At 42.5% G+C, this 17,792-nt stretch carries 17 protein-coding genes and 1 pseudogene; 3 read left to right on the top strand and 15 right to left on the bottom strand.

The annotated features are described in order from the left end of the window. Positions 1 to 47 precede the first annotated feature (47 nt). The 15 genes and pseudogenes from HMPREF2918_RS04210 to ruvB all read right to left on the bottom strand — a co-directional run bounded on the left by HMPREF2918_RS04210 (position 48) and on the right by ruvB (position 14,013). Complete coding sequence (locus HMPREF2918_RS04210; protein WP_070594667.1) at positions 48 to 887, bottom strand: carbohydrate ABC transporter permease; 840 nt, start codon at positions 885 to 887, stop codon at positions 48 to 50. A 15-nt stretch (positions 888 to 902) separates the two neighbouring features. Next, the gene (locus HMPREF2918_RS04215; RefSeq protein WP_003009412.1) at positions 903 to 1,790 is read right to left on the bottom strand and encodes a carbohydrate ABC transporter permease; all 888 of its coding nucleotides are present in this window, start codon (positions 1,788 to 1,790) and stop codon (positions 903 to 905) included. A 182-nt stretch (positions 1,791 to 1,972) separates the two neighbouring features. After that, on the bottom strand, positions 1,973 to 3,289 hold the full coding sequence (locus HMPREF2918_RS04220) for an extracellular solute-binding protein (protein ID WP_024056402.1): 1,317 nt from the start codon (positions 3,287 to 3,289) through the stop codon (positions 1,973 to 1,975). Positions 3,290 to 3,427: 138 nt separating this feature from the next. Further along, the gene (locus tag HMPREF2918_RS04225) at positions 3,428 to 4,126 is read right to left on the bottom strand and encodes an N-acetylmannosamine-6-phosphate 2-epimerase (RefSeq protein WP_070594668.1); all 699 of its coding nucleotides are present in this window, start codon (positions 4,124 to 4,126) and stop codon (positions 3,428 to 3,430) included. 170 nt (positions 4,127 to 4,296) lie between these two features. Continuing rightward, positions 4,297 to 4,683, bottom strand: coding sequence for an ABC transporter permease (locus HMPREF2918_RS04230; protein WP_070594669.1), 387 nt, complete (start codon positions 4,681 to 4,683; stop codon positions 4,297 to 4,299). A gap of 158 nt (positions 4,684 to 4,841) precedes the next feature. Further along, positions 4,842 to 4,958 (bottom strand): annotated as a pseudogene (locus tag HMPREF2918_RS04235) (alcohol dehydrogenase); the annotation flags it as partial. Positions 4,959 to 5,168: 210 nt separating this feature from the next. Further along, positions 5,169 to 5,492: a hypothetical protein gene (locus HMPREF2918_RS04240; protein ID WP_003009394.1), complete on the bottom strand. Its 324-nt coding sequence runs from the start codon at positions 5,490 to 5,492 to the stop codon at positions 5,169 to 5,171. Then, the gene (locus tag HMPREF2918_RS04245; protein ID WP_049472664.1) at positions 5,492 to 5,797 is read right to left on the bottom strand and encodes a hypothetical protein; all 306 of its coding nucleotides are present in this window, start codon (positions 5,795 to 5,797) and stop codon (positions 5,492 to 5,494) included. The genes HMPREF2918_RS04240 and HMPREF2918_RS04245 overlap by 1 nt, the downstream gene beginning before the upstream one ends. Before the next feature lie 13 nt (positions 5,798 to 5,810). Then, a complete protein-coding gene (locus HMPREF2918_RS04250) occupies positions 5,811 to 6,368 on the bottom strand; it encodes a hypothetical protein (protein ID WP_070594671.1) in 558 nt (185 codons plus the stop codon). A gap of 251 nt (positions 6,369 to 6,619) precedes the next feature. Beyond that, a complete protein-coding gene (adhE, locus tag HMPREF2918_RS04255; RefSeq protein ID WP_070594672.1) occupies positions 6,620 to 9,271 on the bottom strand; it encodes a bifunctional acetaldehyde-CoA/alcohol dehydrogenase in 2,652 nt (883 codons plus the stop codon). Positions 9,272 to 9,672: 401 nt separating this feature from the next. Then, positions 9,673 to 11,475 carry an acyltransferase family protein gene (locus HMPREF2918_RS04260; RefSeq protein WP_070594673.1) on the bottom strand — a complete coding sequence of 601 codons (1,803 nt, stop codon included), beginning with the start codon at positions 11,473 to 11,475 and terminating at the stop codon, positions 9,673 to 9,675. Further along, positions 11,465 to 11,869 (bottom strand): MORN repeat-containing protein, encoded by a 405-nt coding sequence (locus HMPREF2918_RS04265; protein ID WP_070586627.1) that lies wholly within the window; start codon positions 11,867 to 11,869, stop codon positions 11,465 to 11,467. The genes HMPREF2918_RS04260 and HMPREF2918_RS04265 overlap by 11 nt, the downstream gene beginning before the upstream one ends. A gap of 28 nt (positions 11,870 to 11,897) precedes the next feature. Further along, positions 11,898 to 12,323 (bottom strand): low molecular weight protein-tyrosine-phosphatase, encoded by a 426-nt coding sequence (locus HMPREF2918_RS04270; protein WP_070594674.1) that lies wholly within the window; start codon positions 12,321 to 12,323, stop codon positions 11,898 to 11,900. A 118-nt stretch (positions 12,324 to 12,441) separates the two neighbouring features. Beyond that, a complete protein-coding gene (locus tag HMPREF2918_RS04275) occupies positions 12,442 to 13,008 on the bottom strand; it encodes a nucleotidyltransferase family protein (RefSeq protein ID WP_070594675.1) in 567 nt (188 codons plus the stop codon). Between the two features lie 6 nt (positions 13,009 to 13,014). Then, positions 13,015 to 14,013, bottom strand: coding sequence for a Holliday junction branch migration DNA helicase RuvB (gene ruvB / locus HMPREF2918_RS04280; protein ID WP_070594676.1), 999 nt, complete (start codon positions 14,011 to 14,013; stop codon positions 13,015 to 13,017). A 230-nt stretch (positions 14,014 to 14,243) separates the two neighbouring features. On the opposite strand from ruvB, the gene HMPREF2918_RS04285 reads away from it, so the two are divergent. The 3 genes from HMPREF2918_RS04285 to HMPREF2918_RS04295 all read left to right on the top strand — a co-directional run bounded on the left by HMPREF2918_RS04285 (position 14,244) and on the right by HMPREF2918_RS04295 (position 17,400). Beyond that, positions 14,244 to 14,966, top strand: a complete 723-nt coding sequence (locus tag HMPREF2918_RS04285; protein ID WP_239665652.1) for a hypothetical protein — start codon at positions 14,244 to 14,246, stop codon at positions 14,964 to 14,966. A gap of 15 nt (positions 14,967 to 14,981) precedes the next feature. Continuing rightward, positions 14,982 to 15,701 carry a hypothetical protein gene (locus tag HMPREF2918_RS04290; RefSeq protein ID WP_070594677.1) on the top strand — a complete coding sequence of 240 codons (720 nt, stop codon included), beginning with the start codon at positions 14,982 to 14,984 and terminating at the stop codon, positions 15,699 to 15,701. 391 nt (positions 15,702 to 16,092) lie between these two features. After that, positions 16,093 to 17,400 (top strand): hypothetical protein, encoded by a 1,308-nt coding sequence (locus tag HMPREF2918_RS04295; RefSeq protein ID WP_070594678.1) that lies wholly within the window; start codon positions 16,093 to 16,095, stop codon positions 17,398 to 17,400. Positions 17,401 to 17,792 lie beyond the last annotated feature (392 nt).

The following is a 17,792-nucleotide window of genomic DNA, read 5'->3' on the forward strand; positions in this document are numbered from 1 at the left end:
CTAGAAAACCGATCTGTACACAACGATCGTTTGTCCAAGCGGACGACTTATCCTTTGACCGCTCCCATGGTAATCCCTTGTGTGAAGGATTTTTGGAAAACCAGGAAGACCGTAACGATTGGCACTGCAGCTAGGGCTGCCCCAGCCATGATCAAGCCATAGTTGGTGGCCATTTCAGCCTGCATGGTTGCTACCCCTAGTGAAATAGTCAAGTTTTGACGAGAAGTCAGCATTACCAATTGCATAAAGTAGTCGTTCCAGGTGTTGATAAAGGTAAAGATGGCAAGGGCTGCAAATCCCGGCTTGACAATTGGGAAGGCAACGCTCCAGAAAGTCCGCAACTCTCCACAACCATCGATCTTAGCAGATTCTAAGAGTTCTGTTGGGATGTTTTCACTAAATTGCTTCATCAAGAAGACCCCGAATGGCCATCCAACCAATGGTAGAATAACCGCTGCAAGGGTATCATGAATCCCCATAAAGTTGATAATCCGTACCAATGGAACTAAGACAACTTGTTTTGGAAGGGCCATGGCTGCAATGAAGATAGCAAAGAGAATTCGTTGCCCATAGAAGCGTTTCTTAGCCAAGACATAACCTGCCAAGGAAGAGGTCATACACACCAAAAGCATGGTTGCAAGGGAGATGAAGACACTATTCCACAACCATTGTAGGGCTGGGTTTTGTACCATCAACTGTTGGAAGTTCTCCATGGTTGGTGTCTTTGGCCACCATTGAGGTGGGATCATAATGGTATCTGGCTGAGACTTAAAGGCCCCTGTCAAAATCCAATAAAATGGGAAAATGAACAAGACTGTCAAAAGGAGCAAAATGATCGTTGAAATCACTGTAAAGGCAGTGATGGGTTTCCTTTGTGTTGGTTTCATCTGAGGCTCCTTTCTTTAGTATTCTACGTCGTTTCCGAGGATCTTGAATTGCGCAAAACTGATAATGGCAATCATCACCGCAAGGAAGACGCCCATGGTGTTGGCATAACCATATTCAGATAGTTTAAAGGCTTTTTCATAGAGGTAGTACATAAGGGTACTCGTTGAGTAGTTAGGACCACCGGATGTCAATAATTGGATCAAGGCGAAACATTGGAAAGAGTTAATGGTCGTAATGATCGCAATGTACAAAGTTGTTGGCAACAAGCTTGGCCATTTGATCTTCCAGAAAACTTGAAATTCTGTCGCACCATCCACACGCGCGGCTTCTACGAGAGAATTATCAATATTTCCCATAGCAGCGATGTAGAGGATGATCGGTTGACCAACTGAAGTGGTCAACAAAATAATGATGATGGCCATCAAAGCCCAGTGTTTGTCCCCCAACCAAGAAATGTTTTGGTTGATGACATGTCCAGATTTCAATACAAAGTTCAAAATCCCTGATAGTGGATCATAGATCCATTTCCACACAACCGTTACCGCTACACTCCCTGTAACAACTGGAAGGAAGAAGACGAAACGATAGAAGGAACGCGCAATCGCATTTTGATGGTAGGTCTGAGAAGCCACAAACAAGGAGAACAATACGACGATCGGAACGGATCCGATAACGATGATGACGGTATTGATCAAGGACTTCACAAAGACCTTATCCGCAAACATGCGGGAATAATTTTCTAAACCGACAAACTTAAAGGATGTCATAGAATAGTTGAAGAAACTTGTCACAAAGCCCATGATCATGGGGGCTAGGACAAAGACCGTAAAGAAGATTAAAATGGGTGCTAGGAATGCGTAGGAAACGAGCGTCTCCCTCATTCGGATTTTGTTTACCTTCACAGTAAGGCACCTCCTAGTGTTCTTTTTCTATTTTCTTTTCTAAACATATCTTCCGACTTAAGAAAAGAAGATCCAGAAAGAATGAAGACCCCTTCGTTCCATTCCAAATAGAGAGATACGGATTCGAAGGGGCCTGCAAATTCTCGTTTCTATGAAAGACTTAGGTCTGCTTCATAGACTGATTATTTTTTCGTAATGGTTTCGTTTGCTTTTTCAGTAAAGGTCTTCAAAGCTGGTTCTGCTTTTTCATCCCCGTTTGAAACAGATTGCAACATTGGGAACCATAGGGTCCGCATTTCTGCAAAACCGTTGATCGTGTTGTAGTATGGTGAGTAGTATTTTGTCCAAGTGCTGATGGTTTCCATCCGTTTGTCATCGTACAACTTACCAAATGAACTACGAACTGGAAAGGCTCCTGTACGCACAACATCTTTTGGACCCCATTCTTTGTCGTCTGCGATGAACTGTATAAATTTCTTAGCAGCAGCAATTTTCTTTTCATCTTTATTATTGAAGACTGCAAATCCATTGACAAGGTATTCCAATTTTGGCTTGCCTGAGTCAGATGGGAATGGCACTTCTACTACTTCAACCTTACTTGCATCCAACAATTTAGCTTGGATACCGTTTTGTGAAGGCGCCCACAAGATGGTGTAAGAAGTTTGACCATTCGCAAAGTTTTGGATGTCTGCTCCACCATCGAATTGAGAACCATTCATCATCAAGCCGTCATCGATCCATTTAGAAGCTTTTTCCAAACCTTTGACAAATTTTGGATCATCGGTTGTATACTTGGTTACTTTTTCATCAGTAACAGAACCGCCATAAAGGTTGGCAATGAAGGCACGAGTTCCTTGGTCTCCACCTTGACCATTACTGAAGAGTGATCCTGGTGTGTAGCCTTTGTCTTTCAAAGCTTTCAAGACTTTTTCAAAGTCGTCTGTTGTCCAGCCTTCTTTGACAAGATCCAACACGCCTGCATCTTTGAGCATCTTCTTATTCATCGCCATGTAGAATGGTGCTGAACTAATTGGATACATGTAAGCTGTGTCACCTGCCTTGCTGGCTTGGATGATATTTTCATTATTGACATCTTTGACAAAATCTTCTGTAAAGAGATCGTTCAAATCAGCCAATTTTCCATTTTTACCATACTGAATGATCCGTCCAGGTGCATCAAAGAGCACATCTGGAGCAGTTCCTGCTTCAATAGCCGTTGTGATCTTTTCAGGACCTGACTTGAAGTCAATCGTTTCCAAATTCACGTGGATATCTGGATTCGCTTTTTCAAAAGCTGCAATAATTGATTTTTCGTAGGTTCCGACACCATCTTCTGCTTTTTCTTGAGTAAAGACTGGGAAAGCCCACCAGGTAATTTCTGTTTTACCAGAATTTCCACCAGAAGATTCTGATTTTGATCCTCCGCCAGAGCCACAAGCTGCGAGTGCTAGAAGAGCTGCACCAGCTACCAACGAGCACAATACTTTTTTCATTTTCATGTGATTTCTCCTCACAATTGCGGTAAGATTACTCTTACAGGGGGTTATCCTCAATGAGGACGCCTATTCTTGTTCTTGTTTCAGATTCGACTACTCTCTATTGGGTCTCCTCCTCCTTCAATCTACTGTTTTGTTTTCTCATTTTAAGGCTGCGACAAAGCGCTCGGTGATCTCTTTTGGTCGGGTAATGGCGCCGCCTACAACGATCCCACGAACCCCAAAATCATGGATTTTCTTGGCCTGATCAGGATAGTGGATCTTGCCTTCTGCGATGACATCCACTCCTGCTTGACAGAGGCTATGGATCAGTTCAAAATCTGGCCCATCAACCTTCGGACTGTAGTCCGTATAGCCCGAAAGGGTCGTTCCGACAAAGTCTACTCCCGCTTCGACTGCTGTCAATCCTTCTTCCAGAGTAGAGGTATCAGCCATCAAGAGTTGGTCTGGATATTTCTCTTTGACTTGATGGATAAAATCACTAATCGAAAGACCATCATGACGGGGACGTTTGGTACAATCAAGAGCAATGACTGCGATATCCAAAGCTGCCAGCTCATCGACTTCTTTCATAGTAGCCGTGATAAATGGTTCTTCAGGTGGGTAATCACGTTTGATAATCCCAATAATTGGTAACTTGGTCACTTCCTTGATTTCCTTGATATCCCGGACACTATTGGCTCGGATTCCGACAGCTCCACCCTGTTCAGCCGCTTTGACCAAGAGAGGAATGACTCCTCCTGCTTCTGTATAGAGCGGTTCATGAGGGAGAGCTTGACAAGAAACAATGATGCCGTCTTTGATTTGTTCAATCAGTTCATCTTTTGTAATCTTTGACATAACTCCTTCTCCTTTGATAATAAGGCAACTCGAGTACTTGTAAATTGATTATAATCTATTTTTAAAGCGCTTACAATATTAATCGTGCAATTGGATTATAGTTTCACATTTTAGGGAAAAATAAAAAGATCTCTGAAACTAGTTTCAGAGATCTAGGACATGGTGATTCCCTAAGCCATCTTTTGAGTCGCTTTTTCCTTTACAACAAATACAAAGCCGATAGAGCCGACAACGGCTCCAAGCAAGATCCAATAGACCATATCCGATGAAGTAATTGGGCCTGCCAAGAGACCTGCTAATAAAAAGAGATCGATATACAGTCTAGTATCGCGATAGAAGGTCCAATTGAAATGGTAGCTACCTTCTGGGTACTGCCGTGTCGATACAGACGGTTGAAAGACCTGCAGAAGAATCAGAATCCCAACAAAAGCAAGATAAGCTAGGCTCACTACCGAAAGCGAAGCCTGCATCGTCATAACCACAGCTACTATAAGCAAGACCAAGATCCAGAAATGGAAGTCCATCCAGAATTCACGATGATAACAAAACCGTTTCATAAGATTACACCTTTCTCTTAATGTATTCGTTTTCTACACTTATATTATAAGACAAGGAATTTTTTTTGCAAGGAATTATCGGCTATTTGGGACTGAAAATAGGACCAGAATATCTCTGGTCCGTCTAAAAAAACTATGAACAAATATTAGTTGCCAATTCATTCATTGATATCATTTTCGATAATGACCTTGAGTGCATGGTTTTCACCCGCATGTTTAAAGACATCATAGGCCTTTTCGACTTCTGAGAGTTTGAAGTGGTGGGTGGTGAGCTTGATCCAGCAGTTGCAGATTGCCTGCAGATACATAAGTTGCAGCTTTCATAAGCGACTCCTCTTTTGTTGGTTTGATAAAACCATTTTATTTTCGTTTCTTTGTGAATATTATAACATACTAAGTAATCGCTTGCAAGAATTTATGAGCACATTTTTAAAAGTTTTTTGAGCAAACAAAAACATTCCCCTTATCTATACCAGAGGAATGTTTCAATCACCTTGTTCTAATTGTTGGCGCTGCTTATAGTACTCTTGCTGCTCGCGCTCACGCTCTTCTTCTAAACGCTCTTCATAGCGCTTGAGTTCTGCCTCAAACTCTTCTTGCAAGGCAAATAAACGCTCCAAGCCACTTTGGGCCTCCGCACTTGGCGCTTGAAAATGAAGGGCACTCAGCCAGTCCACTAAATTTTCTGTATGTTGGCGGACATCCATACGCATATCCGCATAATCCCACTCCAACTCACTGAGCTTTTGATTGAAGCGGTAATGTCGATCTTCTAGTTGTTCTAATTCACTATTTCCTGAATGGTACATCACATACCTCCTTTAATCGGACTCAATAAAATCGGCTTCTTCACTGCTTTCAGTGCTGTTTCTACCGCGTCCGCTGCTCCTCCTGTAAATCCATCTTTCAAATCACTAACTAGGGTCGTTGTAGCAAAAGAGCGCATCTTTTCGGATTGACCGCCCAAGGTTACCTGCAAACTCATCCCTTCCAACATCATCAAGGCTTTCTGCGTTGCAATCAAACTTCTGATCGCAATCCGCTCTTGCTCCTTTTTAATCTCTCGATGGAGCTCCTCAATTCGTTCTCTGTCCTCTCCCAGGATCTCTAACATCTTTTTCTCCTACTTATGAAAAATCAAAGGCCGTCGCTTGTCCCTTGTCCAAGTCCACCAATTGAGCTGATGCAGCCTCCAGCTGACCTGCCAAATCTGACAAGCGAGTGGAATAGGCCTTTGCTTGGGCGAGGTTCTCCGCCTCTACCGCTTGGTCCCAACAAGCATCCATGGAGAACTCTCCTAATAGTTGCTCCACTTCTGCGTCTGTTAAAAATTGGGCCATGCTGTGGGCCATTTGTGACACCTCAGCGACCTTATGAGAAACCGTCTCCTTGGCCTCTTCCAGCTTATCCTTGACCTCTGCCTCAAAGGCAGTTGCTTGCGCTGAAGCATTCTGCGCTACCGCCAGCACCAATTCCTCCCGCAATTGAATGGTCTGGGTTCCAGACGCGCTCGCTAGTTGCTGATGGAGGCTAGAAATGCTTGGCTTTTCCTGCCCATACATGGAGACCACTGAAGCAGATGATGGCTGATTTTCTGAAGTGGAAGTTTCCCGATCTCGTTGGGGCATTTCAATAATTTTCTGTGCCTGATCTTGTCTTCCTTGCACGTCACCTTCTAACTCCATTTGAGATGGCCTCCTTTCTTGGATTTATTTTTTCGTTTCCTATAACTGAAAAAGGACCATAACCCTTCAGCTACAGGCAGATTCACACACTATAGGGTAACATAAAATAGCTCGGAATGCTATAAAAATAACACAATTTCTGAAAAAAAGTCTAATTTTTTATGAAAAAACGAGTTTTGGATCCAAATAGCAAAAATCCCCCGCTCTTTCGAGTGGGGGTAGCTGATAAACATCAGTTGTTCCTTGGCGTCTTATTTACGACGTCCTGGACGTTCCTTGTAACCATAGTAAGCATCTTCGATGATTTCTTGCATATGGTCTACCATTGGAAGACGTGGGTTAGCTGGTGAACATTGATCTTCATAAGCAAGGAAGGCCAATTCACGAGAATGTTTCTTCCATTCTTTTTCATCGATGCCTTGTGCTTTGAAGTTCATTTCGATACCACAGCGTTCACCGAGTTCGTATACAGCTTTTGCGTAAGCTTCAACGGCTTCTTCTGGAGTAGAGCATGGAAGTCCTAGCATACGAGCGATATCTTGGTATTTTTCATCTGCACGGTAGTAGTTGTACTTAGGCCATGTAGCTGTCTTAGCTGGCCGTGTACCGTTGTAGCGGATAACGTATGGAAGCAAGATGGCATTGGTCCGTCCGTGGATGGTGTGGAATTGCGCACCGATCTTGTGGGCCATTGAGTGAGAAATACCGAGGAAGGCATTGGCGAAGGCCATACCTGCGATGGTTGACGCATTGTGCATCTTTTCGCGTGAATGGAAGTCCGCATTCTTGACTGAGCTTTCCAAGTTTTCAAAGACAAGTTTAATAGCTTGAAGAGCAAGACCATCTGTGAAGTCGCTAGCCATTTGTGATACGTAAGCTTCTGTCGCGTGCGTCAAGACGTCCATACCAGTGTCTGCTGCAACAGATCCTGGAACTGTCAATACCAAGGCAGGGTCTACGATGGCAACTGTTGGAGTCAATGAGTAGTCTGCGATTGGGTATTTACGGTTGTTTGCTTTATCAGAGATAACGGCAAATGGAGTTACTTCAGATCCTGTACCAGATGTTGTTGGGATCGCAATAAATTTAGTCTTCTTACCAAGCAATGGGAACTTGAAGGCACGTTTACGGATATCCATGAATTTTTGTACCAAGTCACGGAAGTCCACTTCTGGTTGTTCGTAGAAGAGCCACATAACTTTGGCCGCATCCATTGGTGATCCACCACCGAGAGCAATGATCGTATCTGGTTTGAAGGCACGCATGATCTCTGTACCACGTTCAACAGTTGTGATATCTGGATCTGGTTCTACGTCTGCAAAGATTTGGTAAACCACCTTGTTGCGACGAAGGTCAAGCTGTTCGATGATACGATCAAGGAAACCAAGCTCTACCATAGCGTGGTCTGTAACGATCATGACACGTTCAACGTCACGACATTTTTGTAGGTATTCAATTGAATCACGTTCAAAGTATGTTTTTGAAGGAAGTTTCATCCATTGCATGTTATTTCTCCGGCGTCCGACTTTTTTGATATTCAAGAGGTTGATGGCACTAACGTTGTCCCCAACAGAGTTGCGTCCGTAAGAACCACATCCAAGTGTTAATGATGGCAAGAAGGCATTGTAAACATCCCCGATACCACCGAAAGTCGAAGGAGAGTTGCAGATCACACGAATAGCTTTAACTGCTTTACCAAATTCTTTGGTCAATTCTTCATCTGCTGTATGGATGGCTGCTGAGTGACCAAGACCGTTGAATTCAACCATTTGGCGTGCTTTGTTAATTCCGTCTTCACGGCTTTCAGATTTCAAGACAGCGATGACTGGTGACAATTTTTCACGAGTCAAAGGCTCTTTTTCACCAACTTCTTTACATTCTGCAGCAAGGATATTGGTTCCTTCTGGGACTGAGAAGCCAGCTTGTTCAGCGATCCATGCTGCTGGTTTCCCAACGATGTCCGCATTCAATTTCGCACCCGCACAGTTTTTGCTGTTAGCTTTTACGCCGAAGCAGAACTCTTCAAGAAGGGCTTTTTCTTTTTTGTTAACAAAGTAAGTGTGGTAAGATTTGAATTCTTCAACAAACTCATCGTAGATTTCTTTATCGATGATGACCGCTTGTTCAGACGCACAGACCATTCCGTTGTCAAATGATTTTGACATGACGATATCGTGTGCAGCTTGGCGGATGTTAGCTGATTTTTCAACATAAGCAGGAACGTTACCTGCACCTACCCCAAGAGCTGGCTTCCCACATGAGTATGCCGCTTTCACCATGGCATTCCCACCGGTCGCAAGGATAGTCGCAATCCCTTCGTGGTTCATAAGAGCACTGGTTGCTTCCATAGATGGTTGCGTGATCCATTGCACACAGTTTTCAGGAGCTCCTGCTTTAATCGCTGCATCGCGGACGATTTGTGCCGCATGCGCAGATGATTCTTGAGCGGATGGGTGGAAGGCAAAGACGATAGGGTTCCGTGTCTTCAAGGAGATCAATGCTTTAAAGATGGCTGTTGAAGTTGGGTTTGTTGTAGGAGTGATCCCGCAAACGACTCCGACTGGCTCAGCAATAAGGGTCAAACCAGTGACATCATCTTCTTGAATGACACCAACTGTCTTGGTGTGACGCATGTTGTTTACAACGTGCTCACAAGCGAACAAGTTCTTAGTCGCCTTGTCTTCAAAGACTCCACGACCAGTTTCTTCATATGCATGAAGAGCAAGCTCACCGTGTGCGTCAAGAGCCGCTACAGATGCTTTCGCCACAATGTAGTCTACTTGCTCCTGATCCAATTTGCGCATTTCTTCAAGCGCTACGAGTGCTTTTTGCACCAACTCGTCTACGTGTTTTTCAGCAGCGAGTTTCTTTTCTTCAGGTGAGAGAGTTTTTTTATCAGCCATTTGATGCTTTCCTCCAATGTTTGAAACCCTTATCCTTTTCCGGAACTTTTTCTTGTTTTCAGAAACTTTCAAGAATAGTGTAAGAAATTTCGATTTGTTAATTATTTCACAATATTATTGTACTCTATTTTAAGATTTTTGTAAACACTTCCAGGCAACTTTCACAAAGAATTTTTTGTAGTTTGTGAAATTTTTATCAAATTAAACGCAATTGCAGGACTTTTCTGATTATATTGTGAAAAAAATATTAAAAAAATTTTTTCTTCACAAAGTAAAATTTTCAATCTGTTTTTGTAAGCGTTTTCTTAATCTTACTAAAAAAAGCAGCTCTTTACAAGTAAAAAGTTGCTTTTGTTCTCTTTTGTTAGCATTTGTTTTATTGCAATTTCAAAAAAGTCTTTCTATTTCTTAACTGGACCTTTTTCCGCTTTATCAAGGGCTTCCTTGACGGTTTGGGCATAGAGTTCGCCACCATTGGTTTCCATATTGAAGTGAACAGAGTCTGTTCCCACCCAAATGTTTGGATTTTCAACAGCTACTTGGTACCAATCTGCAATGGTAATAAAATCATACTTCTTGGCTAATTCCAACTCATAGAGACGAGTTTGGACCGATTCGCTAGACTCGTCGTTGGCATAACGACCATCATATGGTGTCACAAGAATCAAGCGACGACCTTTTGGAAGTTTTTCAACATACTGATCCAGCAACTCTTTGTAATTGCTAACAGTATTAGTTCCTAGGGCAATGACGACATTTTTCAATAAGACCTTATTAGAAATATCAGTCTCAAAGACCTTCATTCCATTTTCCAACTGACGGCTTACCACTGCATCGATCTGGATGCCAGGGATCGCTTTGGTTAGGTAGTCTTGTGCTCTCAAGTTAACCGAATCACCGATCATGGTCACACCATTTGAGACGTTATAGTCTGTTGCCGTCGCATTGTCCACCTGCGTCCGTGTGACCTGCATTTTGCTGTCTGCTTGATTGAGACCACTCACTACCAAACTCTCATCAAAAGCTCCGACTGTTGGTGCAAAGGCAGAGATCCCGATCATCAAGAGAGCTAATGGAATCATGAGGTAAAAGATCGGCTTGGTCAAAAAGCTAAGATCCATCTTCATACCAAAGACACGAGGCTCCTTGCCTGCAATGGTTGGCTCCAAAATATAGAAGGACAGAGCCGTTAGAATCAAGGAAACGATCGTCGTCACAAGGGCTGCCATCATATTTCCCAAATGTTGAGAGAAGATGATAAAGAAAGGCCAGTGGAAAAGATAGACACCGTAACTAGTATCTGCCAAGAAATTGAGGATGGCTGGTTCTTTTTTATCTGGCGTCTTCTCATGGAGAATGCGGGCCGACAGAATCATGGCACAAGCTGCGATTGTCGCTGCTAAAAAGCCAAACAGATAGGTCCACAAGCTATCAAATGGTAAGAAAAGACTGAGCACAAACAAGAAGGCAAAGCTTCCACCCAAGACTGACAAGGTCTTTTTCATACTCCAAGACTGCACCAGCTTTGTAAAGTTCGGGCTGACATTGGCAATCCCTGTCACCGTTGCTAGGCATGATCCCGCAAAGAAGGGGAAGATGTGAGTGAAGCTAGAAAAATAGATAGTAGAGAAATTAGCTGTCAGAAAGGCGCGGATGAACATGGACAAGAAGGTGAAGAGAAAGAGCCCGCTGGATGCCAGGAAGAGCATACCTCGGTACTTTCCAACTGTCTTAGCCCGCTTAGCCAAGAACCATGCCAAAAGTGCCCAGAGCACATAGTAATGCACTTCTAGAGCCAAACTCCAGGTATGAAGGAAGAGATGCGGAATGAAGTTACTTTCGTAACTACCACCCGTTGCCATCTCAAAGAAATTGGTCACAAAACCGAAGACCGCCGCAATCTGAGTCCCAATACCAGCCACGTAGTCCCGTTGGACCATAAAGGTAAAGGGCATCACGACCAAGATCATAAAGACAAGGGGTGGTACGATCCGGTAAAAGCGCCGTTTCAAGAATGCCAGGTAGTCGATTCCTTGCTTGCGCGCAAATTCATCGATCAAGAGCGCTGTAATCAAAAATCCTGAGAAGGTGAAGAAAATATCTACCCCAATGAAGCCTCCAGGAAAGGCTTTTTGGAAGAAATGGTAAAGCAATACCAATAAGAGTCCTGTAACACGGACTAGTGAAAACCATTTAATGCGCATTTTGATAAATCCCCTGCTTGAATGTTCCTTTGTATACGACGTTGGCTTCTGTGGTTAAGGTGCCTTTGCCCTCCGGCTGGCCATTAACAAACTGCCCTTCATAGGTCCAGCCATCCTTGGACTTGAACTTTCCATAGCCACTAAAAGAGCCGTTGACGAGGTTACCTGTATAGGTATCCCCATTTTTAAAGGTGACGGTCCCCTTGCCATTCATCTTGCCACGGACCAAACTTCCGTCGTAACGGATCGCCCCCTTATCCAAGGTCAAAACGCCCTGACCTGGAATGGCTGAAAGGAAAACCAGCAAAGCAGATAGAATAATCACGACTAATGCTGCTATTTCTAAATTTTTTCTTGTCAGATAGACCTTATAAGTCTCATAAAATTCTTTCATATTCTGTATTCTCTCACATATCAAACTCTTAGGAAGTTGCTAACTGATCTAACCAAGCCTTACAGCCGCTCAGGACTCTGGAATAGGTCTCTTCGAAATCTCCTGTGTACCATGGATCTGGAACACTTTCTCCTGCAAAGAGATGAATCTTGTGCTCTGTTCCAGGCGGTGCCATTCGTTTGAGGTCAGCCACATTGTTTTCATCCATCCCTAAGATCAGGTCAAAGGTATGAAAATCTTGGTCACTGATTTGAAGGGATGTTTTAGACACATCATAGGGTACGCCATGACTGCGAAAAATCTTTTGAGTCCCTTGGTGAATAGGGTTCCCGTGCTCCCAGTTAGAAGTGGCACGGCTCTCAATCTCATACTGGTTGGTCAAATCCTTCATGACAAACTCTGCCATGGGGCTCCGACAAATATTTCCTAAACACACAAATACGATTTTTTTCATGACAGCACCTCCTTTCTATTATAACAGAATGTAAGAAAAATATAATCTGCTAAAATTATAATTTTGAGGCAAGATGAAAAAAGCCTGTCCACCGTTGAGGTGGGCTGACTTTCTTTTTTTATTCAGGCAGGATGATCTGAAGGGCTGGCCATTTTCGTTTCCAATCTTTCTTCCGCATCCGCTCTGTATAAACCGCCAAACGCTCGGGACTAGCTAAAAAATGTGGAGTTGGCTGAACGATGAGGTCTTCGATATCCTTTGTCCCATAAGGGAGAAAGAGCTCTAGCTGACCCTCTTTCCTTAAGCGAACTGCAAGTGCCGTACACTGCTCGGGGTATTTAGAAACCGCGTCACAAGCACTGCGATAAGGAGCCGTCCCCGGACTATGCTGGTGCATATAGACTTGATTTTTCACTTCCCAAGCGTACTGGGGATAGGTCTTCTTTAATTCCTGCTCGATCTGCAGAGTCTCCTCATAACTGATCGTAGGGTCATAAAAGACCAGATCCAGATCTGTCGTCGCATCAAACCCTGGTTTTCCAGAGAGCCGGTTCCAGATGAAATTTCGCACCGCGCCCGCCGCTAACCAGGCATCTGCCAAGTTGAGATCTCGAATAATGGCCAAGACAGTCATCATCTCCGGATCGGCTTGGATTTGTTCCACTATTGCTTCTTCCGTCAGCATCTTCTTCTAGTCTCCATTATAGGGATAACCCAGGTGTTCATAAGCCTTGCGGGTCGCCACGCGCCCTGTCCGGGTCCGCATGATAAAGCCTTTTTGAATCAAGTAAGGCTCATACATATCTTCTACGGTCTCTCGCTCTTCGGCAATATTGACCGATAAAGTTCCAAGGCCAACCGGGCCACCGCCGTACATCTCAATCATGGTGCGCAGGATCTTTTGATCGACATAGTCCAGTCCTTCATGGTCCACATCCAGCATAGAGAGGGCCTTGTCGGTAATGGTATCGTCAATCAAGCCATCGCCCATGATCTGAGCAAAATCGCGCACCCGTTTGAGCAACCGATTGGCAATCCGAGGAGTCCCACGACTACGAAGAGAAAGCTCTTCGGCAGCCTCGTGGGTAATTTCCATCTCAAAGATCTCGGCGGTCCGCTCGACAATCTCTGTCAAATCATCTTGCTCATAGTATTCCATGTGCCCGGTAATCCCAAAGCGAGCGCGCAAGGGATTGGACAGCATACCTGCTCGCGTTGTCGCCCCAATCAAAGTGAAAGGAGGAAGGTCCAGATGGACACTCCGACTGCTCTCACCAGAGCCAATCATGATATCGATGTAAAAATCTTCCATGGCGCTATAGAGCACTTCTTCAACTGACATAGGAAGACGATGGATCTCATCGATAAAGAGGACATCCCCCGGCTCTAGATCATTGAGGATAGCTACCAAGTCACCAGCCTTTTCAATGACAGGACCGGAAGTCTGCTTGAGATTGACGCCCAGTTCATTGGCAATGACAAAGGCCATGGTGGTTTTCCCCAGCCCCGGAGGGCCAAAAAGAAGGACATGATCCAGCGCTTCATCCCGAAGCTTGGCTGCCTCAATAAAGATTTTCAGCTGGTCCTTGACCTTATCCTGACCGATATATTCATGTAAATATTGCGGGCGTAGCGTCCGTTCAACGGCCTCTTCATCGCCCATGATTTCATTGTCTAAAATTCTACTCATACAGTCTATTATAGCAAAAAATGATACCTTCGGTACCATAAATAGAATGTGTTTTTTAAAGATCCTAGTTCACACCGTCGTTCGTTAGAAAAAGTTGAACAGTTGCCCTCATTGCCAACCTTTCTTTTTATTATACGGTCCCTTCTTCTTCACACCTCGCTCACCATTTCACTTTATAATTATTTCCTTTAATGATAAAATTAAAGCAACAAGGTTTAGGAGGTAAATTTATGTTTACTAAAACAAAGAAGATCCTTTTCGGTTTCTTGGCATTCTTTGCAGTGCTCCTCATTGCGGGATGTCAGTCTTCTCCATCGCAGTCTTCTAAAACAAATAAGTCTTCTCAAACAGATAAATCTCCTCAAACAATAAAAGCACCACAAGATCTTACAAAGGATCAACAAGGAACTTGGAAATGGACTGACCAACAAATGACCATTCAGAAAGTATTCCTAGCTTCTAATATCAAAAAACTTGCCGCTGTACTGATGCTTGATGACTTCGATAAGGTTAAGATGACGATGACTATTAAAGATAAAACCGTTGAATTGAAGTACCATTTTGATTACAGAGAACTGTATGAGGATCAAGCATTTGCAACAGGAGAGAACAAAGCAAATTATGAATCGTATTTAAAAAATAAAACTGCTGAATTTAAGAACTATATTCCAAATTTGAAACATACAAAGATTACTCTTGACGAACCTAATGATGCCTATGATTACTCTCTGACTGGCGAAATCGATACGCAGAAACACACTATTACGTTCCCTGAAACACCTACATTTTTAAGTAGAATTGTTATGGGAACCACGTATAACTCGCTTGTACCCATTACTTATACTTACACCGTTGAAGGTAACCAACTAACACTTTATGCTGAAGGTAATGATGAACAAAGTCATTTTAGAGTAATACGTCTTCGTTTCAATTACGTAGGAGACAAACATTAGAAGGAGTGATCAATCATGAACAATATGAAAAAAAGTTCCCTATGGATGTTTTCCCTTCTTGCTCTTCTATTTGTATCAGGATGTGGGCAACAGAAACAACAGCAACAACAAACAACCGCTGAGACTACAACAGTTGCAGAAACTACCACAGTAGCACCGACTCCAGTCTCACTCGAAGGAGACTGGAGAGCTGTAGATTTTAGAGATACCGTGGAACGTACTTTCTTAATTTATTATGATGATGCTGATAGTCGATTAAAGGTTACTGAAGCCTTCCAAGATATCGTTCCGACTCTAAAAATCACAGGAACAGATGTAACTTATTCTTATAGTGCTGATATGAATAAGTATATTGATTTTTATGCTGAACAGAATAAAGATGAATATCCTACAAAAGAAGAAGCTACTGCCATCCTTCTAGGCGTAAGAGAAAAGAAATTTGGAAGTTTTAAACATCAAACTGGAACGTTTGATAACAATACAAAAGTGTTAACTGCAACGTTAAATGATGGGGTTTTAAACGAGAATGCAAAAACGATCGTATTCCCTGAAGTTCCAAACATCTTTGGAGTTCTACCTCTTTATATTAATTCTACAGACGTACCAATTACTTATCACTACGAATTGAATGGTGACATCCTTACAATTTACGCTGAAAAAACATTCGAAGAAACAGGAGCACATCTCGTTTATCCAATGAAATTCAAGAAAGTTTCAGATCCTAAAACTAATTAAATAACTCACTGAGAGTGGGACAGAAATCGGTAATTCGTTAGAATTCGATTTCGTCGTCCCACCTCCGCACAGTTGAGTAGGGCTGTAAAAGCTGATGAAATCAGCGTAGTAGAGCCCACTCAACCACTGCGTCTTGCTCGACAATCCAAAAATAATTGAGAGGCTAGGACTTTTGTCCCAGCCTCTTTTGTGTGCAAAAAAATAATTTAGGAAGCCTTGAGAATCTCATCTATTGGGGACTCTGCTACATACAATTTTCCCGTTTCTTATGTTGAATAATTGGTCAAGTTACAAAACAAAATTGTGATTCGTTTGAAAGCCCTTGCAAAACAATTGTGTTGAACGTATAATATAAGCGTAATACAATCATCTATTTTAAGGAGGTCTAGCGATGATTAGACGTTATAAAAAATTATTTTTATCATTCGTTGCTCTGCTCTCAGTTTTCGCACTAGCTTCTTGTTCTCAAGAACAAAGCGGCTCTAAAAATGCCGCTAAAACAGAAACACCAAAAGTCGAAACGATTGATGGCGAATGGGAATTAGTCGATACTCTCGATGCTTTAACGGAGTCCATCGGAGCCTATACCCTCCATGGAATCCACTTTGCACACTTGCTTGAATCTGTTAAAGACTTCAAAATGGACATGAAGATTGAAAACAACACGGCAACCATTAAATACGACTATAACATTGATAACTTTATTAAAGCTTTCTCCACTGTCACAACAGAAGCTAGAGGCAAGACTGAAGAAGAATTCAAAAAAATCATGTATGACTCTCATGAAGGATTTGCAGGCGACTTTAAGAAATACAAAGTCAGCATGAATAAAGATACTGGCGTGTTTAGCTACGAAGCAACGGGTTCTATTGATCAAGGTGCCAAAACAATGACCTTTGATGAAGGACTTTCCGTAGCAAACTCATTCTTCTTCTCATTCGGTGAAAATCGCGTTTCGCCAAACACATATCACTACAAATTAAAAGACGACATGCTTTATGTCACGATTGACGGAAAAGCGAAGAAAAATAATCTTCCAGTTCACTATGAACTACACTTCAAACGTAAAGGAAGCACTACTCAAAAAGACCCCGTTCCAATTGAAGGAAAATGGCAAGCCATCGACTTCCGACCAGCTCTTGAACGTAGCTTAGCCTTTAAAGATTTTGACAATGATGATTCGGCTATCAAGCTGATCTATCCTGAGGCATGGAAAGATTTAAAACCAACGTTGAACATTACAGATACATCTGTTGAATTCGACTATACTGTATCTCTAGCAGATGGTTTTGGAAGGTTCTACGATTACTTAAAACAAAAAGATTCATCTAAAGTGACTCAAACGAAAGACGAATATATTAAAAATCAATTTACCAAATTATCAGTCAATCTACAGGATGGCGCTAAAGACTTGCCCAATACAACTTATGAATTTGATAGAGGTAATACTAAAATTCATTCTGTATTGAAGAACGGTAAATTAGATACAGCAAACCAAACGATTATCTTCCCAGAAGCTATCAATATTGTGCAACTTGCAACCATGTCCATTGGACCTGTCGCTAAAGAAACTACGTATAAATACTCTATTGATGGAGATATTTTAACGTTGACGATTGAGCAACGCGATGGACGGAATAATCTAAATACGGTTATTTCAGCAAAATTCAAAAAAGTGTCTGACACAACGAGCGATTAGTCATTCCACTACCCCTTGAGAATTTCTCAAGGGGCTTTTTTGTGTGCAAAAGAATTAATCCAAGAGTTTACGCTCTATTAAAATACTTCGGTACCTTTGGTTCGGTTGAACTCTCTGAGTTCACCTCATTAAATTTTTAAAGATCGTAGTTCTCACTAGCGTTCGAACTGCGTCAATGTACCTAATTTCGTCTACGTCCCTATCAGGCTTGGTTAGATGAAATAGGTTTAGTAATAATTACATAACGCAGTGGTTGATTGGTATCTTTGTTCGCTCTTATAGCTCCAAAGATTACCTAATCAACTGTGCGGGGGTGAGACAACGAACAATTTTAAAAAATTGTTCTGTCTCACTCCCAGAAAAAAAGCCACCGGTTTTGGTGGCTCTTATAG

The organism is Streptococcus sp. HMSC065C01 (genome assembly GCF_001813525.1).
In the GTDB taxonomy this organism is placed as follows: domain Bacteria; phylum Bacillota; class Bacilli; order Lactobacillales; family Streptococcaceae; genus Streptococcus; species Streptococcus parasanguinis_V.